Here is a 26,209-nt window from a genome sequence, read left to right as displayed (position 1 = left end):
TTGTTGGCTCGCTTTCTTAGGGGACAGCTTCAGCCTGTAGTCTTCAGCTTGTCCTGTTCCCTCAAGAGTCTCGCCAAAATACTTTGTATTTATATGTAATTTTACATTGTAATACTTTAAAAAAATAAAGCACTTTCGTATAATTTAATAAACATCACTAAACTAAATTAACGAGGTGCCTTATGTATAAAAATTATAACATGACTCAACTTACTCTACCAATGGAAACTTCAGTTCTTATCCCCACAAATGATATTTCACGACATGTAAATGATATTGTTGAAACAATTCCTGACAATGAATTCGACGAATTCAGACATCACCGTGGTGCAACTTCGTACCATCCTAAAATGATGTTAAAAGTGATTCTATATGCCTACACACAATCTGTATTCTCAGGTCGTAAAATAGAAAAAATGCTTAATGATAGCATCCGAATGATGTGGCTATCACAAAATCAAAAACCTTCTTATAAAACAATTAATCGATTTAGAGTAAATCCAAAAGTAGATGCTTTATTAGAATCTTTATTTATTCAATTTTACAGTCAGTGTGTAAAACAAAATCTTATAGATGATAAAGCTATTTTTATTGATGGTACAAAAATTGAAGCAAATGCCAATCGATATACATTTGTATGGAAAAAGAGTATTCAAAACCATGAATCAAAGATGAATGAGGATTCTAAAGCCCTCTACCATGAATTGGTAACCAATAAAATCATACCGGAAATTAAAGAAGATCATGATAATGAATTAACAAAAGAAGAAATAGATTTGATTGGTAGTCACTTAGATAAAGAAATCGAAGATTTAAACCAACATATCAACAATGAAAAATGTACTAAAACAAGAAAACAAATACGTCTCAAAAGAACTAAAATCAAAAAATACAAAAAGCAAATCAATGATTATTTTGAGCGAAAGTATCGATACGAATTTCAAAAATCTATTTTAAAGGATAGAAATAGTTATTCTAAGACAGATCATGATGCGACATTTATGAGAATGAAAGAAGATCACATGAAAAATGGACAACTTAAGCCAGGGTATAATTTACAAATAGCGACAAATTCCCAATTTGTTTTATCTTATAATGTGTATCAAAATCCAACGGATACTAGAACGATGATTCCATTTTTAAATTCAATTCAAGAGACCTACGGTCATTTACCTGAATATATTGTAGCTGATGCAGGTTATGGTAGTGAATCAAATTATAAGGCAATTATAGATGACTTTAATCGAACGCCACTCATAACATATGGAATGTTTATAAAAGATAAAACTAAAAAATATAAAAGTGACATCTTTAATACTCAAAATTGGAACTATGACGAAATTAATGACGAATTCATTTGTCCGAATAATAAACGGCTAGGTTTTAAAAGATATGCCTATCGTCATGATAAGTATGGTTATAAGCGAGACTTCAAATTATATGAATGTGATGATTGTTCAGAATGTCCTCTGAAAAATCAATGTATGAACTTCAATTCAAAAACAAACAAAAAAATAATGAAGAATTATAACTGGGAATATTTTAAATCCCAAATTAACAAAAAGCTTTCAGAACCAGAAACAAAAAATATCTACAGTCAAAGAAAAATTGATGTGGAACCTGTTTTTGGATTTATGAAGGCTATTTTGGGTTTCACTCGGATGTCTGTCCGAGGACTCAATAAAGTCAAAAGAGAACTTGGTTTTGTATTAATGGCACTTAATATAAGAAAAGTAGTAGCTCAACGAGCTGAAAATAATCAAAAAATTTATAAAAAAGACAATTTCTATATTATTTCAATAGAAATTGTCTTTTTTTCACTTATCCAAGAACTTTATGTCCCGGACTCTTTTATTGTATAAAGAAAACCATACGCTATGCGTATGGTTCAGAAAAGGTTTCACCGTTATCTAAAAAAATGCATCTCTACGTGCTAAAATATATATTGGTCAGCCAACCAAATATTCAACACGAGGAGATGCTATTTAATGTCATCCGACACAAACAGTTTAGCACATACAAAATGGAATTGTAAGTATCACATAGTCTTTGCACCAAAATATAGAAGACAAGTGATATACGGAAAGATAAAAAGGGATATTGGAGTTATTTTGCGTCAACTATGTGAAAGAAAAGGCGTAGAAATAATAGAAGCAGAAGCATGTAAAGATCATATTCACATGTTAGTTAGTATTTCGCCTAAATTAGGAGTATCCTCATTTGTTGGATATTTAAAAGGTAAAAGTAGTTTAATGATTTTTGATAGACATGCTAATTTAAAATATAGATATGGTAATAGAAAGTTTTGATGTAAAGGATTTTATGTCGATACAGTAAGTAGAAATAAAAAGGTAATTGAAAATTATATTCGTAATCAATTACAAGAAGATATCGTTGCAGATCAAATTTCAATGGAAGAATATCTTGATCCTTTTACAGGAGAAGAAATTAAAAAAAGACGAAAAAAATAGTACCCCTTTAGGGGTGCTGGGAAAGTAGTGCAGTTGGCTGACCTGTCAGTGCCCTTTTAGGGCTGGCCAGTAAGGAAGGCTTATAGCCGTAGAACAAACCACCCGTTCACACGGGTGGTTTTGATTTCGCTTTGTTTAATTGAAGTTTAAACGAATTACTCAACATACATATAGTTTAAGTAAGAATAATTACATTATTCAATGCCACGACGCATTTTTTCAGCTAATAATGTATTATTAAGCACCATAGTAATTGTTAATGGGCCAACACCACCTGGAACTGGCGTAATTGCACCTGCAACTTCTTTAACTTCTTCAAATTCAACGTCACCTTTTAATTTACCATTCTCATCTGGAGTATTACCAACGTCAACAATAACAGCGCCTTCTTTTACATCATCTTTAGTTACTAAACCTGGTTGACCAACTGCGCTGACAATAACATCAGCATCTTTCAAATGGCTATGCATGTCTTTAGTACGTGAATGTAGAATAGTTACTGTAGCATTTGCTTGTAGTAATAATTTTGATACAGGTTGACCAACAATATGGCTACGGCCAATAACAACTGCATTTTTACCTTCTAAATCAATATCAGCATGTTTAAGAATTTCCATAATGCCTAGTGGTGTACATGGAACAAAAGTTTGCTCATCAATATATAACTTACCGATATTTGAAGGGTGGAAGCCATCAACGTCTTTTTCAGGATTAATCGCTTCTAAGATTTTTTGTTCACTTACTTGTTTAGGAAGAGGTACTTGAACTAATATTCCACTTACTGAATCATCATTGTTTAAACGGTCTAATTCTTTTAATACATCTTCTTCAGAAGTATCCTCATCTAAATGAACAATTTCAGAAATCATACCGATTTTTTCAGCAGCTTTCTTTTTAGAGTTTACATAGCTTTGACTAGCACCATCATTACCTACTAAGATTACGGATAATTTTGGTGTGTAACCTTTTTCTTTTAAAGCTTCAACTTGATCTTGTAAACCTTGTCTGTAGTCCTTAGAAATTTGTTTCCCATCTAAAATTTTTGCAACCACAAAAAATTCCTCCTTGTTTGTTTAAATCATACTTATACCTTAACTTTAAATCTTTGGTCACGTCAATTGATAGCCAAAAGACGTAAATTAAAAGTAAAAATTAAGTTAAAGTTCGATTTTTGATTGAAAAAGCATCTCATGATTGTTATGCTATATCTGTAATATACAACTAATCGTAACTAAATTTCAAACTTTTGAAAGGGTGTACAACGTGAAAGTAGCGGTTATTATGGGTAGTTCTTCAGATTGGAAGGTTATGCAAGAAAGTTGTGCGATGTTAGATGAATTCGAAATACCGTACGAAAAGAAAGTCGTTTCGGCACATCGTACGCCTAAATTAATGTATGAATTTGCAAGTCAAGCTAGAACAAATGGATACGATGTCATTATTGCTGGTGCAGGTGGTGCTGCGCATCTACCAGGAATGGTTGCATCAATGACAACAATACCTGTTATAGGTGTACCGATTGAGTCCAAGAGTTTAAAAGGATTGGATTCTTTATTATCGATTGTTCAAATGCCAGGAGGTATTCCAGTAGCTACAACTGCAATAGGTAATGCAGGTGCAAAAAATGCTGGGATACTAGCTGCGAGAATTTTAAGTATTAGTAATGAATCGGTTCGTAAACATTTAGATGAATATGAGCAAAGTCTAGTAGATAAAGTTGGTGAAATGCAAAATGAACTTCAATAAATTAAAGTTCGGTGACACAATCGGTATTATCGGTGGCGGTCAATTAGGTAAAATGATGGCACAATCTGCTCAAAAAATGGGCTTTAAAGTCATTTGTTTAGATCCTAACCCTGATAGTCCGTGTAAATCAGTAGCTCACGAATTTATAACTGCTGCTTATGACGATGAAGAAGCTTTGCATGAACTCGGTGAGAAATCTGATGTTATCACTTATGAGTTTGAAAATATTTCAGCTGAACAACTTATTCGTCTAACTCAAAAATTCAATATTCCTCAAGGTTATCAAGCTATTCAATTATTACAAGATCGTTTAACTGAAAAACAAACATTACAAAAAGCGGGATCTAAAATTGTTCCTTTTTTACCTATTAAAGAGGAAAAAGACCTAAATGTTGTGATTAATCAATTAGGATATCCATTTATAGTTAAAACGCGTTTTGGTGGATACGACGGTAAAGGACAAGTCTTAGTTAAAAATGAAGAATCAATTCAAGAAGCTAAAGATCTCATTTCACAACAAGAGTGTGTAGCAGAACAATTTCTTGATATTGCACTCGAAGTTTCTTTAACTGTTACGATTGGTAACCAAAAACAAATTACGTATTTCCCTCTTCAAGAAAATGAACATCGAAATCAAATATTATTTAAAACCATTGTGCCTGCGAGAAGTGATAAGGAACAAGAAGCTAGAGATGAAGTAAATAAAATTATTAATGAGGTACATTTTGTAGGTACATTTACAGTCGAATTCTTCATCGATAAATCAAATAATTTATATGTAAATGAAATTGCACCACGTCCACACAATTCCGGACATTATTCAATTGAAGCTTGTGATTATTCACAATTTGATACACATATATTAGCAGTTACTGGACAAAATCTTCCAAAAGAAATTGAGATTTTAAAACCTGCAGTAATGATGAATTTGTTGGGGCGCGATTTAGATTTATTAGAAGATAAGTTTGCTAATCATCCAGAATGGCATGTTCATATTTATGGGAAACCTGAACGTAAACCTAATCGTAAAATGGGGCATATGACAATTTTAACGAATAATGTAGATGAAACTGAGAAAGCTATGCTTAAACAGTTTGAAGGGAGAGAATAGTTAATGGCGCTATTATATGAAGGAAAAGCGAAAAGAATTTTCTCAACAGACAATGAAGGTCAATTGAGAGTTGAGTATAAAGATGAAGTTACGGCTGGTAATGGTGCAAAAAAAGACAAAATGGAAGGTAAAGGACGATTAAATAATCAAATTACCTCTATAATATTTGAATATTTAGCTCATCATGGAATTGCGAGTCATTTTATTAAGCAACTTTCGGAAACGGAACAATTAGTTGAAGAAGTTAAAATCATTCCACTAGAAGTTGTAGTACGTAACATAGCAACAGGTTCTATAACGAAACGCTTAGGCTTTAACAAAGGTTATGAATTCGAAGCACCGTTAGTTGAATTTTTCTATAAAAATGACGACTTAAATGACCCATTAATTACAGATGATCACGTTAAACTTTTAAAAATAGCGAGCGAGAGTGAAATTGAAACATTAAAAACTATGGCTAAAGATATTAATAAAGTATTAGTTCAATTGATGGATGAGATGGATTTAAGATTAGTTGATTTTAAAGTTGAATTTGGTAAAACTTCTGACGGTAAAATTTTATTAGCTGATGAAATTTCTCCAGATACATGTCGTATTTGGGATAAATATTCTGATACTAACTTTGATAAAGACGTCTATCGCAATGATACAGGTTCACTTATTGACACTTATACAACATTTTTAAATAAATTGGAGGAACTAAAATAATGAAAACGATTGAACTTCACATTACATTACAACCACAGGTGTTAGATACTCAAGGACAAGCACTAAATCGAGCTGTTCACGACTTAGGTTATAAACAAGTTAATGATATTCGTGTAGGTAAAGTATTATACATGACGGTTGACGAAGCAACTGATGAAGCGGTTGATAACATTGTGACGACATTAAGTGAAAAGTTATTCGCAAATACTGTAATTGAAGAATATAATTATAAAATTGTTGACGAAAAGGAGAATGCATAAGATGAAATTTGCAGTTCTCGTATTCCCAGGATCTAATTGTGATAGAGATATGTACAACGCAGCGATTAAGTCAGGTGCGCAAGCAGATTATGTTGATTATCGTGAGACGTCATTGGATGGTTACGATGGCGTATTAATTCCTGGTGGTTTTTCATTTGGAGACTATTTACGTTCAGGTGCAATGGCTAGTGTAGCACCAATAATTAACGAAGTAAAACGCTTGGCAAATGATGGCAAACCCGTTCTAGGTGTATGTAACGGATTCCAAATTCTCACTGAGATTGGTTTATTACCTGGTGCATTACTCCATAATGATTCTCATTTATTTATTAGCAGAAATGAAAATCTAAAAATTGCCAATAATCAAACTCCTTTTACAAATTTGTATGGTGAAAATGAAATTGTAGTTTATCCAGTAGCGCATGGCGAAGGTCATTATTATTGTACAGATGACATATATAACGAATTAGTTGAAAATAATCAAATTATCTTAACATATGAAGATAATCCAAACGGCTCTCATGAAAATATTGCAGGTATTGTAAATAAAGCAGGTAATGTTTGCGGAATGATGCCACACCCTGAACGTGCGCTTGAAAAAATTCTTGGAACTGACAGTGGCGTGAAATTATTTGAAGCAATGGTTAATAGTTGGAGGGAACAAAATGTCTAAGTTTATCGAACCTAGTATTGAAGAAATTAAGCTTGAAAAATTATATCAAGATATGGGCTTAAGTGACGCAGAATATAACAAAGTTTGTGAAATATTGGGAAGAGAACCTAATTTTACAGAGGTAGGCATCTTCTCGGTTATGTGGAGTGAGCACTGTTCTTATAAGCACTCTAAACCATTCTTAAAACAATTTCCAACTACTGGTGAGCATGTCTTAATGGGACCAGGTGAAGGCGCAGGTGTTGTGGATATTGGTGATAATCAAGCAGTAGTATTTAAAGTTGAATCACATAACCATCCGTCAGCTATCGAACCTTATCAAGGTGCTGCAACTGGTGTAGGTGGCATTATTAGAGATATCGTATCAATTGGAGCTAGACCAATCAATCTGTTAAACAGTCTACGTTTCGGTGAATTGTCAGTTAAACAGAACCAACGTTTACTTAAAGGTGTAGTACGTGGTATTGGCGGTTATGGAAATTGTATCGGTATCCCAACAACAGCTGGAGAAATTGAATTTGATGATCGTTACGATGGAAATCCGTTGGTTAATGCCATGTGTGTAGGTGTTATTGATCATGACATGATTCAAAAAGGGACTGCTAAAGGTGAAGGTAACTCAGTCATTTATGTAGGGTTAAAAACAGGTCGTGATGGTATTCATGGTGCAACTTTTGCATCTGAAGAGTTAACTGAAGAAAGTGAAAGTAAACGACCATCTGTTCAAATTGGTGACCCTTTTGTAGGTAAAAAATTAATGGAAGCCACATTAGAAGCGATTACTTTCGACGAATTAGTTGGTATTCAAGATATGGGTGCCGCTGGTTTAACGTCTTCATCATCAGAAATGGCAGCTAAAGGTGGCAGTGGTCTGGAATTACATTTAGATCAAGTGCCTACACGTGAACCAGGTATTTCACCTTATGAAATGATGCTTTCTGAAACACAAGAAAGAATGTTATTAGTTGTTGAAAAAGGTACTGAACAAAAATTCTTAGATTTATTTGAAAAACATGAACTTGATAGTGCGGTAATTGGTGAAGTAACAAATACTGACCGCTTCGTACTTAAATATGAAGATGAAGTATTCGCGGATATACCGGTTCAATCACTTGCAGATGAAGCGCCGGTCTATGTTTTAGAAGGTGAAGAGAAAGAGTACAACACATCTAAAAATGACTATAGCTCTATAAATGTCGAAGAAACATTTAAGAAACTTCTAATACATCCAACGATTGCCTCAAAACATTATTTATATGAGCAATATGATCAACAAGTTGGTGCTAATACTATCATTAAACCAGGTTTACAATCTTCAGTTGTTCGTGTTGAAGGTACGAATAAAGCTGTAGCCTCTACAATTGATGGCGAAGCACGTTATGTGTTTAATCAGCCTTATGAAGGTGGAAAAATGGTCGTAGCTGAAGCCTATCGCAATTTAATAGCAGTAGGTGCAACTCCACTTGCTATGACGGATTGCTTAAATTATGGCTCTCCTGAAAAGAAAGAAATCTATCAGCAGTTAATTGATTCAACGAAAGGTATGTCAGAAGCGTGTGAAGTATTAAAAACACCGGTAGTTTCAGGTAATGTATCACTTTATAACGAAACACGTGGCACATCTATTTTCCCAACGCCTGTCGTAGGAATGGTAGGTTTGATAGAGGATATTGATTATCTGAAGGATTTCCATCCTGAAGCTGGTCATAAATTATATTTAGTTGGTGAAACAAGAGATGATTTTGGTGGTAGCCAAGTTGAAAAATTATTATACGGTAAAGTCAATCATGAATTTGAAGCAATTGATTTAAGCGATGAAGTTAATAAAGGAGAAGCAGTCAAGAATACGATTAGAAGTGGCGTGGCTTCTCACGTACAAACAGTTGGTAAAGGTGGCTTATTAATTACTTTAGCGCGTATCAGTGCCCATTATGGTTTAGGATTAGAAGCTTCAATTGACCTTTCAGATGCACAATTGTTTAGTGAAACGCAAGGTCGATATATTATTGTTGTTAAAGAAGGACAGACGTTAAATATTGATGAAGCTATAGAAATTGGTCAATTGACAGATGTTGATGAATTTAAAGTTACTAATGCTCAAAGTTCGATTGTTGAAAAAGTCTCAGAGATTAAAGAAAGTTGGGAAGGAGCAATTGCAAAGTGTTTAACTACAGTGGATTAAACGAAGAATGTGGTGTGTTCGGCATTTGGAATCATTCAGAAGCCGCTCAATTAACCTATATGGGACTTCACAGTTTACAACATCGTGGTCAAGAAGGTGCAGGTATTGTTGTATCAGATGGAGAAATTTTAAAAGGTGAACGAGGTCTTGGATTGTTAACAGAAGCAATTAAAGGTGATCAAATGGATCAACTTAAAGATGGACACAACGCCATTGGCCATGTTCGCTATGCCACATCAGGTAATAAAGGGATTGAAAATATACAACCATTTTTATATCACTTTTACGATATGAGCGTTGCGATTTGCCACAATGGTAATTTAATTAATGCCCAGACGTTACGTCAATATTTGGAAAAACATGGTGCAATCTTCCATTCTTCATCTGACACTGAAGTGATTATGCATTTAATACGCAGAAGTAAAGCACCAACTTTTGAAGAAGCGTTAAAAGAGAGCTTGCGACAAATTAAAGGCGGATTCACATTTGCAATACTTACTAAAGATGCATTATATGGAGCAGTAGATCCTAACGCTATCCGTCCACTGGTAGTAGGTAAAATGCAAGATGACACGTACATCTTAGCTAGTGAAACATGTGCCATTGATGTATTAGGTGCTGAATATGTGCAAGATATCCATGCTGGAGAATATGTTGTTATTAATAATGAAGGTATTGAAGTGAAATCATATACGAGTCATACAAATACGTCTATTTCAGCTATGGAATATATTTATTTCGCTCGTCCTGATTCTACTATTGCTGGCAAAAATGTTCATGCTGTTCGTAAAGCATCTGGAAAAAAATTAGCACAAGAAAGCCCTGCAAATGCAGATATGGTTATTGGTGTACCCAACTCATCATTATCAGCTGCAAGTGGGTATGCTGAAGAAAGTCACCTACCTTATGAAATGGGGTTGGTGAAGAACCAATATGTAGCTCGCACATTTATCCAACCGACTCAAGAGTTAAGAGAACAAGGTGTCCGCGTTAAATTGTCGGCAGTCAAGGATATCGTAGAAGGTAAACGAATTGTATTAGTTGATGATTCAATTGTGCGTGGAACAACGAGTAAACGTATTGTCAGAATGTTAAAGGACTCCGGAGCTAAAGAGGTTCATGTAAGAATCGCTTCTCCAGAATTTATGTTCCCAAGCTTTTACGGTATAGATGTTTCAACGACTGCTGAACTCATTTCTGCAAGTAAGTCACCTAAAGAAATTTGTGATTATATTGGTGCAGACTCATTATCATATTTAAGCGTAGACGGTCTAATTGAATCGATTGGATTAGATTATGACGCACCGTATAGTGGTTTATGTGTAGAGAGCTTTACAGGTGATTATCCAGCAGGACTATTTGATTATGAAGATAAATATTATAAGAACTTAAGTCAACGTCAACAGGATTATATTAATAATCATAAACACTACTTTGATAGAGAGGGTAATATTCATGTCTAAAGCTTATGAACAATCAGGTGTTGATATTCATGCAGGTTATGAAGCGGTTGAGAGAATGTCTAGTCATGTTAAACGAACAATGCGTAAAGAGGTACTAGGTGGTTTAGGTGGATTTGGTGCTACCTTTGATTTGTCTCAATTAAATATGAAGGCACCCGTACTAGTTTCTGGTACAGATGGTGTTGGTACTAAATTGAAATTGGCTATTGATAATGATAAACACGACACAATCGGAATTGATGCAGTAGCGATGTGTGTAAACGATATTTTGACTACTGGTGCTGAGCCATTATATTTCTTAGATTATATTGCAACGAATAAAGTTGTTCCAGAAGTAATCGAACAGATTGTTAAAGGTGTGAGTGATGGATGCGAAGAGACTAACACTGCACTTATTGGTGGAGAAACAGCTGAAATGGGTGAAATGTATCATGAAGGTGAATATGACCTTGCCGGATTTGCTGTTGGAGCAGTCGAGAAAGACGACTATATTGATGGATCAGCAATTCAAGAAGGTCAAGCCATCATTGGTTTAGCCTCTAACGGAATACATTCAAATGGTTATAGCTTAGTACGTAAATTAATTAAAGAATCTGGTATAGATTTAAATGACGATTTTGATGGTCGTACGTACTTAGAAACGTTTCTAGCACCAACGCAGCTATATGTAAAACCTATTCTTGCTCTAAAAAAAGCTGTTCAAATTAAAGGAATGAATCATATCACTGGTGGTGGTTTTTATGAGAATATTCCACGTGGGTTACCAGAAGGTTTAGCAGCTAACATTGATACACAAGCATTTCCAACACCAAACGTATTTAATTGGCTACAACAACAAGCCAATATAGATACTAAAGAAATGTACAATGTCTTTAATATGGGGATTGGTTTCACTGTCATAATCGATAAAAAAGATGTTGCGCAAACACTCGATATTTTAAAACAAGAGGGTATATCTGCTTTCGAAATAGGTGAAATTATTGAAGACAAAGACACGCCTATTCATCTTGAGGGGGTAGAGTAGTGGCTAAAGTAGCAATATTTGCATCTGGTTCAGGTAGTAATTTCGAAAATATTGTATTATACGCAGATAAAGGGGAACTCAATAATATAGAAATTACATCTTTATATACTGATTATCACGATGCTTACTGCGTCAAACGTGCTGAACAATTAAAAGTAGCTGTCAATATTAATGAACCTAAAGATTTCGAATCAAAAGCAGATTACGAACAACATTTAATAGAACTGTTACAACGTGAAGAAGTTGAGTGGATAATACTTGCTGGCTATATGCGATTAATTGGACCTGATTTATTAGACGCTTACGAAGGTAAAATTTTAAACATCCATCCATCACTATTACCGAAATATAAGGGGAAAGATGCTATTGGACAAGCGTTTAATAGTGGCGATAAGGTAACTGGTTCAACTGTACATTATGTTGATAGTGGTATGGATACGGGAGAAATTATTGAACAACGACAATGTGATATAAAACAGGACGATACTAAAGAGAATTTGGAAGAACGTGTAAAGCGTTTGGAGTATGAACTTTATCCAAGTGTTATAGCTAAAGTTATTAAATAAGGAGTTAATCTAATCATGAAAAAAGCAATTTTAAGTGTCTCAAACAAAAGTGGAATAGTGGAGTTTGCTAAATCTTTAATCAAATTAGATTATGAATTATATTCAACTGGAGGAACTAAAGGTGCTTTAGAAGATGCTTCTGTACCGGTGAAATCTGTCTCAGAATTAACACAATTTCCTGAAATTATGGATGGCCGTGTTAAAACATTACACCCGGCAGTACATGGTGGCATTTTAGCAGATCGTGATAAACCTGAACATTTAGAACAGTTATCAGAACAACATATTGATTTAATCGATATGGTAGTAGTTAACTTATATCCTTTCCAAAAAACAGTCGCAAAACCAGATGTAACTGAAGCAGAAGCAATTGAAAACATCGATATTGGCGGACCTACTATGTTACGTGCTGCAGCTAAAAACTTTAAACATGTGACTACAATTGTACATCCAGCTGATTATAATGAAGTCATTGAACGCATAAAGGAAGACCGACTCGATGAGGATTTCCGTAAAGAATTAATGATCAAAGTTTTTGCACATACGAACGAATATGATCATGCTATTGTAAGCTTCTTTAAAGGAGATAGCGAACAATTAAGATATGGTGAAAATCCTCAACAATCAGCGCGTTTTGTTCGTACTTCGAATAGCAAACACACAATTGCAGGTGCTAAACAATTACATGGTAAAGCTTTAAGTTTTAACAATATTAAAGATGCTGATTCTGCACTTTCACTTGTTAAGAAATTTAAAGAGTCTGCTGCCGTTGCAGTTAAACATATGAACCCTTGTGGTGTTGGTATTGGAGATAATATTGAAACTGCATTTAAACATGCTTATGATGCAGATAACCAATCGATCTTTGGTGGCATTATTGCATTAAATAGAACCGTAACTTCTGATTTAGCTGAAACATTACATGCTATATTTTTAGAAGTAGTGATTGCTCCAAGATTTACTGATGAAGCTTTAGACATTTTAACTAAAAAGAAAAACATACGTCTATTAGAAATTGATATGACGATTGATAATCGTGAAGAAGAATTTGTTTCTGTATCTGGTGGCTATTTAGTCCAAGACAAAGATAACTTTGAAGTTGCTAAAGAAGATATGAAAGTTGTAACTGACAAGGCACCTACCGACGATCAGTGGGATGCGATGCTATTAGGTTGGAAAGTAATCCCTTCTGTAAAAAGTAATGCTGTCATCTTGAGTAATACGAAACAAACGGTAGGGATTGGTGCTGGTCAAATGAATCGTGTTGGCTCTGCAAAAATTGCGTTAGAGCGTGCAATAGAAATCAATGACAATGTTGCCCTAGTTTCAGATGGTTTCTTCCCAATGGATGATACCGTTGAATTGGCTGCACAGCATGGTATTAAAGCTATTATTCAACCTGGTGGTTCAATTAAAGACCAAGATTCAATTGATATGGCGAATAAATATGGCATTGCTATGGTGACAACTGGTATGCGTCACTTCAAGCATTAATTTATCATTTAAATAATGGAAGGGGTAATAATGATGAATGTTTTAGTTATCGGAGCGGGTGGCCGAGAACACGCTTTAGCTAATAAATTGCGTCAATCACCATTAATTGATCAATTACACGCAATTCCAGGTAATGACGCTATGGTTAATGTTGCAGAAGTGCATACTGACATTGCGGAAAGTGATCATGAAGCCATCTTAAACTTTGTTCAAGAAAATAAGATTGAATGGGTGGTTGTTGGTCCTGAACAACCATTAATTGATGGATTGCCAGATAAATTACGTCAAACTGGAGTTAAAGTGTTTGGTCCTAATAAGGATGCAGCTCAAATTGAAGGATCTAAGCTATTCGCTAAAAAAATTATGCAAAAATATAATATTCCAACAGCAGAATATAAAGAAACTAATAACAAAACAGATGCGCTGGCGTATGTAAATCATTGTGATTTACCAATTGTAGTTAAAAAAGATGGTTTAGCTGCTGGTAAAGGTGTAATCATTGCTGAAACACGTGAAGACGCAATTAAAGCAGTAGAAACACTTTATCCTGAAGAACATGGTGAAGTGGTCTTTGAGCAATTTTTAGAGGGTGAAGAATTTTCATTAATGACTTTTATTAACGGGGATTATGCAGTTCCATTTGATTGTATTGCGCAAGACCATAAACGTGCTTTTGATAATGATGAAGGACCAAACACTGGAGGAATGGGTGCATATTGTCCGGTGCCACATATAACTGAAGATGTTTTAACACGTACGAATAAAGATATTGCACAGCCTATTGCAAAAGCGATGAAAGCTGAAGGTTATGATTACTTTGGATTACTTTATATTGGTGCGATTTTAACGTCAGAAGGCCCTAAAGTAATTGAATTTAACGCGCGCTTTGGTGATCCTGAAGCTCAAGTCTTATTAAGTCGTTTGGAAAGTGATTTAATGGCTCAAATTGTTGCTTTAGATCGTAAAGAACCTATTCTATTTCAATGGCAAGATGATTTTGTTGTAGGAGTTATGTTAGCTTCTAAAGGATATCCAGGAAGTTACGCTAAAGGAACTAAAGTAGCAGGCTTTGAATTAAATGATACTTATTTTGTGAGTGGATTGCGTAAAGAAGATGATGCATTTGTTACTTCAGGAGGCAGAGTGATATTAGCTCTTGGAAAAGGTGCAACAATTGAAGATGCACAGAAAGTAGCTTATAACAATGTAGAAAAAATTAAGAGTGATAACCTATTTTATCGTCATGATATTGGAAATAAGGCATTGAATAAGTAAATGTAAAAAATAGGGCGTATCCTGATGGACAGTGATACGCCCTATTTTTTTATGAGGTATAACCTGATACACGAGCATCAGTAATCCCAGTGATAGGGAAGTATTGTGAAAGATAAAATGCGATGATTAATATGGCCACAACACAAATTACAAATAAAATATCTTTATAAGAAAACGGTGCTTTATAATAATATGTTCTTGGGCCATCTTTGAAGCCTTTAGATTCCATCGCAACAGACAATTGATGCGCACGACGGATATTTTGACTTAAGATAGGTATTAATAAATGTTTTAGACGTTTAAGCCCTCTATAATTTGAAGCATCAATCATTTGATAACGCATTTTAAGCGAACGTCTCAATTGAATGAGTGATGTGAAAATGAGAGGGACCATTCTGATCGCAGCCATAAACGCATATGCAATTTTAGGTTTTACTTTTAAATGTTGCATTAGGCTATAAAAAATCATGACAATTTCGGATGTGAGGGCCAATAAAATACCAAACATCGACACTGTAATTGTACGTAATGATAAATGCAAGCCACGTACAATACTTTCAGTACTAATTTGAATAATGCCCCATTTAAATAACATATGTGTACCATCGCCGTAAAGAATCATAAATAATGACGATAATAGCGCAAATAGCACAGTGGCTAAAATAAAGGCTCCGGTAATTTTAAACTGCGTACCATTAAATGCCATTAAAAATAAAAACATAATAATGGTAATGTAAATCATATAATCAAAATTATGGACAAATATAATGAAAATGAATAGCGCTACACCAAGTAAAAGTTTCGTAATGATATTAACGTCATCTACAAAGGAATAGTGTTTCTTCCAACGTTCAAACATGTGATTCACCTTCCTCTTCAATGAGTTGGTTATCTTCGACGATTAAACGACGTGTTGGATAGCGATGAATGATTTCCGGGTCGTGTGTAACCATAATGATGGTTTGACCACTAGAGACGCTTTCTTGGAAAAGTTCAATCAATTGGAATGTATTGTGACTATCCAGTCCGAATGTTGGTTCATCTAGCAAGATGATGTCGGCTTTTGAACTTAGTGCAGTAGCTACGCTAAGACGTCGTTTCTGACCCATAGATAATTCAAATGGATGTTGGTTTTTAATAGCTTCTAAATGCAATAATTTTAAAAGTTTCATCGTTTCATTTTCAGCGATTGAAGGTTCTTGATGATTATAATGTATATATATTTCTTCATAAACTGAATTTGTTATAAATTGTAATTCAGGGTTTTGATAAACGAGATACATATGCTTGGCTGCATCTTTAATTTTCTTCAATATTGTATTCTTATAAGCCATCGTGCCTTCATATTTTATAAGTTGCATCATTGATTCTAACAGCGTTGTTTTACCTGTACCATTTTTCCCAGTTATCGTAATCCATTCTCCAGAATGAACATTTAATTCGGATGTCTGGAATAATTGTTTTTTACCACGAATAACTTGACCATTCTTAAAAGTAAATAATGTTTCAGCTTCATTAGATGGAAATGTAATCGGCTTTGGCGCATAATCCCAAGCATGAGGATGCCAAACGCCAAATTCAGTGAGTAAATGCTCACAGTTGTTTAATATGTAATCCGGTGTGCCATCTGCTATGATTTGCCCTTCATAATTCAATAAGATGACTCTATCGACATGCTCCCAAATATGTTCAACTTTGTGTTCGACAATAAGCACAGTTTGATCGGACCATAACTGAATAAGTCGTTGCCACAAATCAGCTGTAGCATCTACATCTAACATGGCAGTAGGCTCATCTAAGAAAAGCGTATTAGCTTCTTGTAAAATAGTTTCAACAATAGCGAGCTTTTGTTTCATGCCACCACTTAAATGATTGACAAAAGTATTGTCCGTAACATTTAAATCAACCGATGCTAAAGCATTCTCTATAAGTGCGTCCATTTCATTGTGTGGTACTTGCTTATTTTCTAGAACGAAAGCAAGTTCTTCATACACTTTAGGCATACAAAACTGCGTATCTGGATCTTGAAAAATGACGCCGGAGTGTGGGTCAATTTCAAGCTCATCATATTTCATCGGTAATTCAATTAGATTTGGAACGATACCACTTAAAACATTAAGCAATGTGCTCTTACCAGATCCAGAAGGACCTAGTAAAAGCACTTTTTCTTTATCTTTAATTTCAATATTTAAATTATCGAAGATTTTACGTTCGCCGTTAGGATATTTTAGACGTAAATTTTTCGCTTTTAACACTTTAATTTCCCCTTATAGGTTGTCGTAGTCTTTTTGAGATGCAGGGCGGAATAATTTCGTTACACCTGTTTGATCTAATGCTTTAACAATCAGATAAGATAATAAGCCTGCAATGACAATACCGCTAATAGAACGGAAGATAATGAATAAAAGAAGATTCCATCCTGCGACTTCAGCTAAATAACCGTAATAATAATCAACTGGAAATGAAATTAATGCAGTTGCTAATCCTGCTAATATAGCAACCATTAATGATCTAGATTTATATTTGAAAATAGCAAAAATAATTTCACAAGCTAAACCTTGAAGGATAGCATATACAATTGTAGGGATATCAAATTTACCCATAACAATTGTTTCACCAGCACCTGCGGCAAATTCTGCAATTAGTGCAATACCAGGTTTAGGAATTATTAAATACGCAACGATAGCTGCCATAAACCAAACGCCATAAGTTAATTGCTCAATGTGAACACCGGCAACTTGGGCCACATTATATGCAAACCACCATAAGTTATAAATAATAGCAAATACTACTGCAATCAGAACAGTTACTAATATTTCTGAAAGCTTTAAACCTTTTGACATGTTATTTCCTCCTAAAAAACGCACAACCATCCGTAGAAAGTTGTGCGTGAATTTAAATAAAATGCTATATGTATTTACCACAATTATTTATATTAGCAACACTTTCCTACGCTAGTTTTAACTAGTTCAGGTTCAAAGGGTTCGAGGTTAAACCTCATCTCAGTATACACACCCCTAGTGCATTTTATATTTAATTTATTTTAAATGTATGACTTTTAAGATTTAATGTCAAGATGATTTTGCTAAGTTACAAATAAAAAAGGGGATTTGATTTGGTTTTACTCTGAATACGCTATTCCCTAATACACTTAACTAGTGAAATCTCTAAAATGTTTAAACCTTGTATTAAAAATAAAAACTGAGAAAAGCTCGGAAAGAGCGTTCTCTCAGTTTTTAGTTAACTACTACTTTTTAGCAGTGTAGCGGTTAAATAGTATATTGTTCTCAACTCCTGCGAATTGAGATTTCTTAATAATTAATCTAAAGTGTCTTGAACATCTTTTTTAGTTTGTTCGATGTCATCAGTTTTTTCTTCTTTTTGTTCTTTTAATTTTTCTTCTACTTCTTTTGCTTTTTTAGCATCTTCGTTTGTCATAATTAACACTCCTTGATAGATTAATGATTACAATTTAAGTTTACCCACATAAAAGTAGGATAAACTTATATAGGTCTCGAGATGTATTTTATTGTTTAATAAAGACAAGATGAACATCTTACTATATAATGAATTTTGAGGTGAACAGTATGTCTTTTCTTAAGAAACACACCGAGATAATTTTTAGTTATATTATCGGTATCGTTTCACTCTTCACGGGTCTCATAATATTAATAAACTTACCTTTAATCAATCAATTAAAAGATAAAGAAAAAGTTGAGTTGAAAATTCATAATTTATGGGATTTTCTTAATGCATTCTTCAGTGAAATAATTAGAGTGATGAGTAGGTTCATAGGCAGCTTTCCTATTATTAGTGCAGTCATAATTATTCTGTTTGGTATTCTTGTAATGCTTATTGGATATGCATTATTTAGAACTACGAAATATGATTACGACATCTCAATTTTCTTTTTAATTATTGGGATTTTATACTTCCTCATTTCAATTACTTTAATGACTCAAGTGTACAGTTTTTGGGCAATTATCTTTATTATTCCTTTTATAATTCACACAGGCTACATTGTATATAAAGATGAACTTAATGTTGCTAATAGAAAAAGCCATTATCTATGGATTATCTTTTCATACGGAATAAGTTATTTAATTACTCAAATTTCTCTATACGGTAAAATTGATGCCAATGAAATTGCACCAATAGATATCTTAAGTGTAAATACATTTTTCTTAGTTATGTGGTTATTAGCGCAAGCTTCAATATGGAATTTCCTATTCTTAAGAAGAGCTTTACCATTAACTAAAGAAGAATTGGGTGAAGAAGAACCTGAATTATCAAGAACAAGTAAGGGAAATGTTTCGAATCAGTCTAAAGTTCATTTTAAACAACTTCAAGATAAAACATCAGAATATGCACGTAAGACGAGAAGAAGTGTCGATTTAGAAAAAATCAGATCAAAACGTGATAAATTTAAAAATAAATTCAAAAATGTATTTAATATTGAAGAAGATGATATACCAAATTGGATGAGACGTCCTAAATGGATTAAACCAGCATATGTAGAAATATTCTGTGGCTTCATTCTATTCTTATTTACATTTATTGAATTTAATAACAGAAACGCATTGTTTGTTTCTGGTGAATGGGAACTATCTCAAACGCAATATGTTGTTGAATGGGTAACATTGTTATTGTTAATGTTTGTAATCATTACATACATTGCAACTACATTTACACATTTCTTAAGAGGTAAATATTATTATTTACAATTATTTATGATTAGTATTCTATTCTTTAAATTGTTAACTGAATTCGTAAACATTATGATTCATGGATTATTATTATCGATTTTTATTACTCCAACTCTAATCTTAATGTTGATGGCGGTTATTATCGCATTTACGTTACAATTGAGAGAAAAACCTTAATTATTTCAAATTTTACTTAGGTGGAAGCGTGAAATCTATGGTGACAAAATAGACTTCGCGATCCACCTTTTTTGTTTATGTTATTTTGTGTAATGACAAATTCATATTTGTTAAAATAATAACGAATAATATTTAGAAATTTTTTATAAACTTTAAACTACAAAAGCATTCTAATTAGGAGCGTTTAAAAAATGAAAATAGCAACTTTAAATAGAGGTAAGGAATCAAAGTATTTAAATCAATATCCACTTGTGGATGAAGATGATATTTATAAAAATGATCATTTAAAAGAAGGCGATTTATTTTATCTTATGAACGGTCAAGAACAGTACATTGCTACTGCATATGTAGGACGTCAACATAAGGGTTTAGGCTGGGTATTGAGTTATGATCAAAACGAAGCCATTAATACTTCTTTTTTCGAAAAACAATTTCAAATTGCATTACAAGAGCGTGATTATTACTATCACATTGAAGGAACCAATGCGTTTAGACTATTTAACGCTGAAGGCGATGGTGTTGGAGGTTTAACAATCGATAATTACGATGGCCACTTATTGATTCAATGGTATTCAAAGGGGATATATAAGTTTCGCTATAATGTCATTGAAGCCATTCAACAAGTATTTCCATTTAAGTCAATTTATGAAAAAATGCGTTTTAAAGACTCTGAATACACCGGTGGACATGTAATCGGTGAAGCACCTGATTTTCCAATAGTTATAGAGGAGAATTTTACATTTTACAATGTAGACCTAGATGATGGTTTGATGACAGGTATATTCTTAGATCAAAAAGAAGTACGTAAGAAATTACGTGATCATTTTGCAAAAGAGAAAGATATACTAAATTTATTTAGTTATACAGGTGCGTTTTCAGTAGTGGCTGCTCAAAATGCTAAATCAACGACAAGTGTGGATTTAGCCAACCGTTCACGTAGTTTAACTGAAGAAAACTTTGGTTTAAATGGTATTGACCCTAAAAGTCAATATATATATGTCATGGATACATTTGATTTTTACAATTATGCTGCACGACATGGTAAAGTATTCGACACAATAGTTATTGATCCACCAAGTTTTGCAAGAAATAAGAAGAAAACATTCTCAGTACAAAAGAATTATGATGATTTAATTAATGGTGCATTAAGTATACTTGCTCCAAATGGCTCGTTATTATTATGTACAAATTCAAGTACTTTCTCATTAAAAGCATTTAAAAATGTTATTAAAACAACACTTAACGAAGCGGGTGTAACATACGAAATTGAGGAAGTAATGGGCTTACCTAAGGACTTTAAAACACATCCGCACTATAAACCCTCAAAATATTTAAAAGCTGTATTCATTAATATCAAGTATTAAATAATAAAAAGTGGGTATAAATGTGTAATGAATGAATTATGAAAGGTGTGTCTATTAATGGGCATTATGAATAGATTTTCAAGTGGAGTTACAAACAAAGTTGGTAATAAAGTTCTAAACATTGAAGAAATTAAAGAAAAAAGTATTTTGCCAACAACTAAAGAAGAAATAGCTGAGCGCAGAGCTAAAGCAGAAACAATTGTGAAGAAGAAGTCACTTTTATCTTCAGGTATGAGTGTTGTACCAATTCCAGGATTAGATTTCGGTGTAGATATTAAATTAATGAGAGATATTATTGAAGATATTAATAAAATTTATGGTTTAGATCACAAACAAGTTAATACACTTGGCGATGATGTGAAAGAACGAATTCTTGCAGCAGCTGCTATACAAGGTAGTTCATTTATCGGTAAAAAAGTGTCTAGTGCAGTGCTTAAAGTGATCATTAGAGATATGGCAAAACGTGCGGCAGCAAAACAAACTAAATGGTTCCCAGTTGTGGGACAAGCTGTCTCAGCATCAATAAGCTATTATTTCATGAATAAACTTGGACGTGAACATATCGAAAAATGTGAAAAAGTGCTTCATGATATTATTTAAATTGAAAATGTTGTAGTATAATTGAAGTGAGCTTAGTGATAAAGCTAAAATAATTATCATACAAATTTGTCTTAAATTATCATTTAAACCGAAGTTGTTATAGAGATTTTAATTAGTGTTTTGTGCATATCATAAGTAAGTAATAAATATTGAAGATTAGAATCTAATTTATACAATTTGAAACACTTGTTTATTTCTATAAAAACCGATTATAATAGTTTTTCAATCCTATTAGAATTGAATTTAGTATTATATTTTGGTAGTGTTATGGTATAAAATTATGTTAGATTATGACAAATTTGAATATTCTAACTTTGCGAAGGAGAAATAGATTATGGAACAAAAATCTTATGTAATTATCGATGAAACTGGTATTCATGCACGTCCTGCAACTATGTTAGTTCAAACTGCATCAAAATTTGATTCAGATATTCAATTAGAATATAACGGTAAAAAAGTTAACTTAAAATCAATCATGGGTGTTATGAGTTTAGGTGTAGGTAAAGATGCTGAAATCACTATCTATGCTGATGGAAGCGATGAAGCAGACGCAATTCAAGCTATCAGTGATGTCTTATCTAAAGAAGGTTTAACTGAATAATTATGTCAAAATTAATTAATGGTATTGCGGCATCAGACGGTGTCGCAATTGCTAAAGCTTATTTATTAGTAGAACCTGATTTATCATTCACTAATGAAAAAGTCACTGATACTGATGCCGAAATCCAAAAATTCAAAAATGCGTTAGAAGCTTCTAAAATTGAATTAACAAAAATCAGAAATAATGCTGAAAAACAATTAGGTCCTGATAAAGCCGCAATCTTTGATGCGCATTTATTAGTACTTGATGATCCAGAGTTGATTCAACCAATCGAAGACAAAATTGCGAACGAAAAAGTAAGTGCCCCAGAAGCGCTTGATGAAGTAACTTCACAATTTATTACAATCTTCGAATCTATGGATAATGAATACATGAGAGAGCGTGCAGCAGATATTAGAGACGTATCTAAACGTGTGCTAGCACATCTTTTAGGTGTTGAATTACCAAATCCAAGTATGATTGATGAAAGTGTTATTATTGTTGGTAACGACTTAACGCCTTCAGATACTGCACAATTAAATAAAGAATTTGTTCAAGGTTTCGTAACAAATATTGGAGGTCGTACGAGCCATTCAGCAATTATGAGTCGATCATTAGAAATTGCTGCAGTTGTTGGTACAAAATCAGTTACTAAAGAAGTTAAACAAGGCGATATGGTTATCGTTGACGGAATCACAGGTGACGTTATTGTTGACCCTACAGAAGATGAGTTAATTGCTTATCAAAACAAACGTGAACGTTTCTTTGAAGATAAAAAAGAATTACAAAAATTACGTGATGCTGAAACGGTAACAATCGACGGTGAACATGCTGAATTAGCTGCTAATATCGGTACACCTGATGATTTATACGGTGTAATGGAAAATGGTGCTGAAGGAATCGGTTTATATAGAACTGAATTCTTATATATGGGTAGAGATCAAATGCCAACTGAAGATGAGCAATTTGAAGCCTATAAAAAAGTGCTAGAAACAATGAAAGACAAACGAGTTGTAGTTCGTACCTTAGATATTGGTGGCGATAAAGAGTTACCTTATTTAAATCTACCTAAAGAAATGAACCCATTCTTAGGTTACAGAGCAATTCGTCTATGCTTAGATCAACAAGATATTTTCAGAACACAATTACGTGCATTATTACGCGCGTCAGCTTACGGTAAATTAAACATTATGTTCCCAATGGTAGCTACAATCAATGAATTCCGTGATGCTAAAGCCATTCTGTTAGAAGAAAAAGAAAATCTTAAAAATGATGGTCATGACGTTTCTGATGAAATTGAGTTAGGTATCATGGTTGAGATTCCATCTACAGCTGCTTTAGCTGATATCTTTGCTAAAGAAATGGATTTCTTCAGTATTGGTACTAATGATTTAATTCAATATACTATGGCAGCTGACCGTATGTCAGAACGCGTTTCATACTTATACCAACCTTATAACCCAGCTATTTTACGCTTGGTTAAACAAGTCATTGAAGCTTCTCATAAAGAAGGTAAATGGACTGGTATGTGTGGTGAAATGGCTGGAGACGAAACAGCTATCCCATTATTATTAGGTTTAGGATTAGATGAATTCTCAATGAGTGCGACATCTATCTTAAAAGCTAGAAGACAAATTAATGGTTTAAGTAAAAATGAAATGTCTGAATTAGCAAATCGTGCAATTAATTGTGCTACTCAAGAAGAAGTAAAAGATTTAGTTAATAACATTTCTAAATAATGATGTATTCGAAGAGTCCGGGACATAAAGTTCTTGGATAAGTGAAAAAAAGACAATTTCTATTGAAATAATATAGAAATTGTCTTTTTTATAAATTTTTTGATTATTTTCAGCTCGTTGAGCTACTACTTTTCTTATATTAAGTGCCATTAATACAAAACCAAGTTCTCTTTTGACTTTATTGAGTCCTCGGACAGACATCCGAGTGAAACCCAAAATAGCCTTCATAAATCCAAAAACAGGTTCCACATCAATTTTTCTTTGACTGTAGATATTTTTTGTTTCTGGTTCTGAAAGCTTTTTGTTAATTTGGGATTTAAAATATTCCCAGTTATAATTCTTCATTATTTTTTTGTTTGTTTTTGAATTGAAGTTCATACATTGATTTTTCAGAGGACATTCTGAACAATCATCACATTCATATAATTTGAAGTCTCGCTTATAACCATACTTATCATGACGATAGGCATATCTTTTAAAACCTAGCCGTTTATTATTCGGACAAATGAATTCGTCATTAATTTCGTCATAGTTCCAATTTTGAGTATTAAAGATGTCACTTTTATATTTTTTAGTTTTATCTTTTATAAACATTCCATATGTTATGAGTGGCGTTCGATTAAAGTCATCTATAATTGCCTTATAATTTGATTCACTACCATAACCTGCATCAGCTACAATATATTCAGGTAAATGACCGTAGGTCTCTTGAATTGAATTTAAAAATGGAATCATCGTTCTAGTATCCGTTGGATTTTGATACACATTATAAGATAAAACAAATTGGGAATTTGTCGCTATTTGTAAATTATACCCTGGCTTAAGTTGTCCATTTTTCATGTGATCTTCTTTCATTCTCATAAATGTCGCATCATGATCTGTCTTAGAATAACTATTTCTATCCTTTAAAATAGATTTTTGAAATTCGTATCGATACTTTCGCTCAAAATAATCATTGATTTGCTTTTTGTATTTTTTGATTTTAGTTCTTTTGAGACGTATTTGTTTTCTTGTTTTAGTACATTTTTCATTGTTGATATGTTGGTTTAAATCTTCGATTTCTTTATCTAAGTGACTACCAATCAAATCTATTTCTTCTTTTGTTAATTCATTATCATGATCTTCTTTAATTTCCGGTATGATTTTATTGGTTACCAATTCATGGTAGAGGGCTTTAGAATCCTCATTCATCTTTGATTCATGGTTTTGAATACTCTTTTTCCATACAAATGTATATCGATTGGCATTTGCTTCAATTTTTGTACCATCAATAAAAATAGCTTTATCATCTATAAGATTTTGTTTTACACACTGACTGTAAAATTGAATAAATAAAGATTCTAATAAAGCATCTACTTTTGGATTTACTCTAAATCGATTAATTGTTTTATAAGAAGGTTTTTGATTTTGTGATAGCCACATCATTCGGATGCTATCATTAAGCATTTTTTCTATTTTACGACCTGAGAATACAGATTGTGTGTAGGCATATAGAATCACTTTTAACATCATTTTAGGATGGTACGAAGTTGCACCACGGTGATGTCTGAATTCGTCGAATTCATTGTCAGGAATTGTTTCAACAATATCATTTACATGTCGTGAAATATCATTTGTGGGGATAAGAACTGAAGTTTCCATTGGTAGAGTAAGTTGAGTCATGTTATAATTTTTATACATAAGGCACCTCGTTAATTTAGTTTAGTGATGTTTATTAAATTATACGAAAGTGCTTTATTTTTTTAAAGTATTACAATGTAAAATTACATATAAATACAAAGTATTTTGGCGAGACTCTTGAGGGAACAGGACAAGCTGAAGACTACAGGCTGAAGCTGTCCCCTAAGAAAGCGAGCCAACAATACGGAGTATTGTAAATAAAGAAGCCAGTAAATGAATTTGTTAAAACTCATTTACTGGCTATTTCTCTAGGGTTTATGTCCCAGACTCTTTTATATTAGTTGTATAAAGAAAACCATACGCTATGCGTATGGTTCAGAAAAGGTTTCACCGTTATCTAAAAAAATGCATCTCTACGTGCTAGAATATATATTGGTCAGCCAACCAAAT

Annotated in this window: 21 protein-coding genes, 3 pseudogenes and 1 riboswitch; of the genes and pseudogenes, 18 read left to right on the top strand and 6 right to left on the bottom strand. The window is 33.2% G+C overall.

The window, feature by feature from the left end:
- Window positions 1-182: 182 nt before the first annotated feature.
- Both EQ029_RS08900 and tnpA read left to right on the top strand, forming a co-directional pair.
- Window positions 183-1,914, top strand: a pseudogene (locus EQ029_RS08900) (IS1182 family transposase).
- A 74-nt stretch (window positions 1,915-1,988) separates the two neighbouring features.
- A pseudogene (gene tnpA, locus EQ029_RS08895) lies at window positions 1,989-2,471 on the top strand (IS200/IS605-like element ISSep3 family transposase).
- Between the two features lie 194 nt (window positions 2,472-2,665).
- Here the strand turns inward: tnpA and folD are convergent.
- Complete coding sequence (folD, locus tag EQ029_RS08890; RefSeq protein WP_016931330.1) at window positions 2,666-3,523, bottom strand: bifunctional methylenetetrahydrofolate dehydrogenase/methenyltetrahydrofolate cyclohydrolase FolD; 858 nt, start codon at window positions 3,521-3,523, stop codon at window positions 2,666-2,668.
- Window positions 3,524-3,734: 211 nt separating this feature from the next.
- Here folD and purE point away from each other — a divergent pair, with 211 nt between their 5' ends.
- Genes purE through purD form a run of 11 tightly spaced genes read left to right on the top strand, consistent with a single transcriptional unit; the run spans window position 3,735 to window position 14,973 of the window.
- Window positions 3,735-4,217: a 5-(carboxyamino)imidazole ribonucleotide mutase gene (gene purE, locus EQ029_RS08885; RefSeq protein WP_011276166.1), complete on the top strand. Its 483-nt coding sequence runs from the start codon at window positions 3,735-3,737 to the stop codon at window positions 4,215-4,217.
- Window positions 4,204-5,328 (top strand): 5-(carboxyamino)imidazole ribonucleotide synthase, encoded by a 1,125-nt coding sequence (purK, locus tag EQ029_RS08880; RefSeq protein ID WP_029376687.1) that lies wholly within the window; start codon window positions 4,204-4,206, stop codon window positions 5,326-5,328. Before purE ends, purK begins: the two co-directional genes overlap by 14 nt.
- A 3-nt stretch (window positions 5,329-5,331) precedes the next feature.
- Window positions 5,332-6,036 carry a phosphoribosylaminoimidazolesuccinocarboxamide synthase gene (gene purC / locus EQ029_RS08875; RefSeq protein WP_011276164.1) on the top strand — a complete coding sequence of 235 codons (705 nt, stop codon included), beginning with the start codon at window positions 5,332-5,334 and terminating at the stop codon, window positions 6,034-6,036.
- Entirely contained in the window at window positions 6,036-6,296 is a 261-nt protein-coding gene (gene purS, locus EQ029_RS08870; RefSeq protein WP_011276163.1) for a phosphoribosylformylglycinamidine synthase subunit PurS, read from the top strand. The genes purC and purS overlap by 1 nt, the downstream gene beginning before the upstream one ends.
- A 1-nt stretch (window position 6,297) precedes the next feature.
- Window positions 6,298-6,969, top strand: coding sequence for a phosphoribosylformylglycinamidine synthase subunit PurQ (gene purQ, locus EQ029_RS08865; protein ID WP_011276162.1), 672 nt, complete (start codon window positions 6,298-6,300; stop codon window positions 6,967-6,969).
- A complete protein-coding gene (purL, locus tag EQ029_RS08860) occupies window positions 6,962-9,151 on the top strand; it encodes a phosphoribosylformylglycinamidine synthase subunit PurL (protein WP_057504948.1) in 2,190 nt (729 codons plus the stop codon). The genes purQ and purL overlap by 8 nt, the downstream gene beginning before the upstream one ends.
- The gene (purF, locus tag EQ029_RS08855; protein ID WP_057504947.1) at window positions 9,130-10,614 is read left to right on the top strand and encodes an amidophosphoribosyltransferase; all 1,485 of its coding nucleotides are present in this window, start codon (window positions 9,130-9,132) and stop codon (window positions 10,612-10,614) included. The genes purL and purF overlap by 22 nt, the downstream gene beginning before the upstream one ends.
- The gene (gene purM / locus EQ029_RS08850; RefSeq protein WP_011276159.1) at window positions 10,607-11,638 is read left to right on the top strand and encodes a phosphoribosylformylglycinamidine cyclo-ligase; all 1,032 of its coding nucleotides are present in this window, start codon (window positions 10,607-10,609) and stop codon (window positions 11,636-11,638) included. The genes purF and purM overlap by 8 nt, the downstream gene beginning before the upstream one ends.
- Window positions 11,638-12,204 (top strand): phosphoribosylglycinamide formyltransferase, encoded by a 567-nt coding sequence (gene purN / locus EQ029_RS08845; protein ID WP_011276158.1) that lies wholly within the window; start codon window positions 11,638-11,640, stop codon window positions 12,202-12,204. The genes purM and purN overlap by 1 nt, the downstream gene beginning before the upstream one ends.
- Before the next feature lie 15 nt (window positions 12,205-12,219).
- Window positions 12,220-13,698 carry a bifunctional phosphoribosylaminoimidazolecarboxamide formyltransferase/IMP cyclohydrolase gene (gene purH, locus EQ029_RS08840; RefSeq protein ID WP_011276157.1) on the top strand — a complete coding sequence of 493 codons (1,479 nt, stop codon included), beginning with the start codon at window positions 12,220-12,222 and terminating at the stop codon, window positions 13,696-13,698.
- Between the two features lie 33 nt (window positions 13,699-13,731).
- Window positions 13,732-14,973, top strand: a complete 1,242-nt coding sequence (purD, locus tag EQ029_RS08835; RefSeq protein ID WP_011276156.1) for a phosphoribosylamine--glycine ligase — start codon at window positions 13,732-13,734, stop codon at window positions 14,971-14,973.
- Window positions 14,974-15,022: 49 nt separating this feature from the next.
- Here purD and EQ029_RS08830 read toward each other — a convergent pair whose 3' ends face one another.
- The 4 genes from EQ029_RS08830 to graF all read right to left on the bottom strand — a co-directional run bounded on the left by EQ029_RS08830 (window position 15,023) and on the right by graF (window position 18,411).
- Window positions 15,023-15,832: an energy-coupling factor transporter transmembrane component T family protein gene (locus EQ029_RS08830; protein ID WP_011276155.1), complete on the bottom strand. Its 810-nt coding sequence runs from the start codon at window positions 15,830-15,832 to the stop codon at window positions 15,023-15,025.
- Window positions 15,825-17,228, bottom strand: coding sequence for an ABC transporter ATP-binding protein (locus tag EQ029_RS08825; protein WP_053022617.1), 1,404 nt, complete (start codon window positions 17,226-17,228; stop codon window positions 15,825-15,827). Before EQ029_RS08825 ends, EQ029_RS08830 begins: the two co-directional genes overlap by 8 nt.
- A 12-nt stretch (window positions 17,229-17,240) precedes the next feature.
- Window positions 17,241-17,816 (bottom strand): ECF transporter S component, encoded by a 576-nt coding sequence (locus EQ029_RS08820; protein ID WP_011276153.1) that lies wholly within the window; start codon window positions 17,814-17,816, stop codon window positions 17,241-17,243.
- An 86-nt stretch (window positions 17,817-17,902) separates the two neighbouring features.
- Window positions 17,903-18,002, bottom strand: a riboswitch (TPP riboswitch).
- A gap of 289 nt (window positions 18,003-18,291) precedes the next feature.
- Window positions 18,292-18,411, bottom strand: coding sequence for a glycopeptide resistance-associated protein GraF (graF, locus tag EQ029_RS12675; RefSeq protein ID WP_011276152.1), 120 nt, complete (start codon window positions 18,409-18,411; stop codon window positions 18,292-18,294).
- A 149-nt stretch (window positions 18,412-18,560) separates the two neighbouring features.
- Between graF and auxA the strand changes: the two genes are divergently transcribed.
- The 5 genes from auxA to ptsP all read left to right on the top strand — a co-directional run bounded on the left by auxA (window position 18,561) and on the right by ptsP (window position 24,139).
- Window positions 18,561-19,856, top strand: coding sequence for a lipoteichoic acid stability factor AuxA (auxA, locus tag EQ029_RS08810; RefSeq protein WP_011276151.1), 1,296 nt, complete (start codon window positions 18,561-18,563; stop codon window positions 19,854-19,856).
- A gap of 191 nt (window positions 19,857-20,047) precedes the next feature.
- Window positions 20,048-21,220 carry a class I SAM-dependent rRNA methyltransferase gene (locus EQ029_RS08805; RefSeq protein ID WP_057504946.1) on the top strand — a complete coding sequence of 391 codons (1,173 nt, stop codon included), beginning with the start codon at window positions 20,048-20,050 and terminating at the stop codon, window positions 21,218-21,220.
- A 57-nt stretch (window positions 21,221-21,277) separates the two neighbouring features.
- Window positions 21,278-21,820 (top strand): DUF697 domain-containing protein, encoded by a 543-nt coding sequence (locus tag EQ029_RS08800; RefSeq protein ID WP_011276149.1) that lies wholly within the window; start codon window positions 21,278-21,280, stop codon window positions 21,818-21,820.
- 334 nt (window positions 21,821-22,154) lie between these two features.
- Complete coding sequence (locus EQ029_RS08795; protein WP_011276148.1) at window positions 22,155-22,421, top strand: phosphocarrier protein HPr; 267 nt, start codon at window positions 22,155-22,157, stop codon at window positions 22,419-22,421.
- Window positions 22,422-22,423: 2 nt separating this feature from the next.
- Entirely contained in the window at window positions 22,424-24,139 is a 1,716-nt protein-coding gene (gene ptsP, locus EQ029_RS08790) for a phosphoenolpyruvate--protein phosphotransferase (RefSeq protein WP_057504945.1), read from the top strand.
- Here ptsP and EQ029_RS08785 read toward each other — a convergent pair.
- Window positions 24,097-25,819, bottom strand: a pseudogene (locus EQ029_RS08785) (IS1182 family transposase). The gene ptsP and the pseudogene EQ029_RS08785 overlap by 43 nt on opposite strands.
- Window positions 25,820-26,209 lie beyond the last annotated feature (390 nt).

Source organism: Staphylococcus haemolyticus, from assembly GCF_006094395.1.
In the GTDB taxonomy this organism is placed as follows: Bacteria; Bacillota; Bacilli; order Staphylococcales; family Staphylococcaceae; genus Staphylococcus; species Staphylococcus haemolyticus.
This window is presented reverse-complemented; position numbering and strand designations above follow the sequence as displayed.

Bases quoted from the DNA above. Each gene is read 5' to 3' on its own strand.
- EQ029_RS08795 (WP_011276148.1), top strand. From the start codon at position 22,155: ATGGAACAAAAATCTTATGTAATTATCGATGAAACTGGTATTCATGCA.
- ptsP (WP_057504945.1), top strand. From the start codon at position 22,424: ATGTCAAAATTAATTAATGGTATTGCGGCATCAGACGGTGTCGCAATT.
- purK (WP_029376687.1), top strand. From the start codon at position 4,204: ATGAACTTCAATAAATTAAAGTTCGGTGACACAATCGGTATTATCGGT.
- EQ029_RS08820 (WP_011276153.1), bottom strand. From the start codon at position 17,816: ATGTCAAAAGGTTTAAAGCTTTCAGAAATATTAGTAACTGTTCTGATT.
- purH (WP_011276157.1), top strand. From the start codon at position 12,220: ATGAAAAAAGCAATTTTAAGTGTCTCAAACAAAAGTGGAATAGTGGAG.
- purC (WP_011276164.1), top strand. From the start codon at position 5,332: ATGGCGCTATTATATGAAGGAAAAGCGAAAAGAATTTTCTCAACAGAC.
- EQ029_RS08830 (WP_011276155.1), bottom strand. From the start codon at position 15,832: ATGTTTGAACGTTGGAAGAAACACTATTCCTTTGTAGATGACGTTAAT.
- purS (WP_011276163.1), top strand. From the start codon at position 6,036: ATGAAAACGATTGAACTTCACATTACATTACAACCACAGGTGTTAGAT.
- purM (WP_011276159.1), top strand. From the start codon at position 10,607: ATGTCTAAAGCTTATGAACAATCAGGTGTTGATATTCATGCAGGTTAT.
- auxA (WP_011276151.1), top strand. From the start codon at position 18,561: ATGTCTTTTCTTAAGAAACACACCGAGATAATTTTTAGTTATATTATC.
- graF (WP_011276152.1), bottom strand. From the start codon at position 18,411: ATGACAAACGAAGATGCTAAAAAAGCAAAAGAAGTAGAAGAAAAATTA.
- EQ029_RS08800 (WP_011276149.1), top strand. From the start codon at position 21,278: ATGGGCATTATGAATAGATTTTCAAGTGGAGTTACAAACAAAGTTGGT.
- purL (WP_057504948.1), top strand. From the start codon at position 6,962: ATGTCTAAGTTTATCGAACCTAGTATTGAAGAAATTAAGCTTGAAAAA.
- purD (WP_011276156.1), top strand. From the start codon at position 13,732: ATGAATGTTTTAGTTATCGGAGCGGGTGGCCGAGAACACGCTTTAGCT.
- EQ029_RS08805 (WP_057504946.1), top strand. From the start codon at position 20,048: ATGAAAATAGCAACTTTAAATAGAGGTAAGGAATCAAAGTATTTAAAT.
- purQ (WP_011276162.1), top strand. From the start codon at position 6,298: ATGAAATTTGCAGTTCTCGTATTCCCAGGATCTAATTGTGATAGAGAT.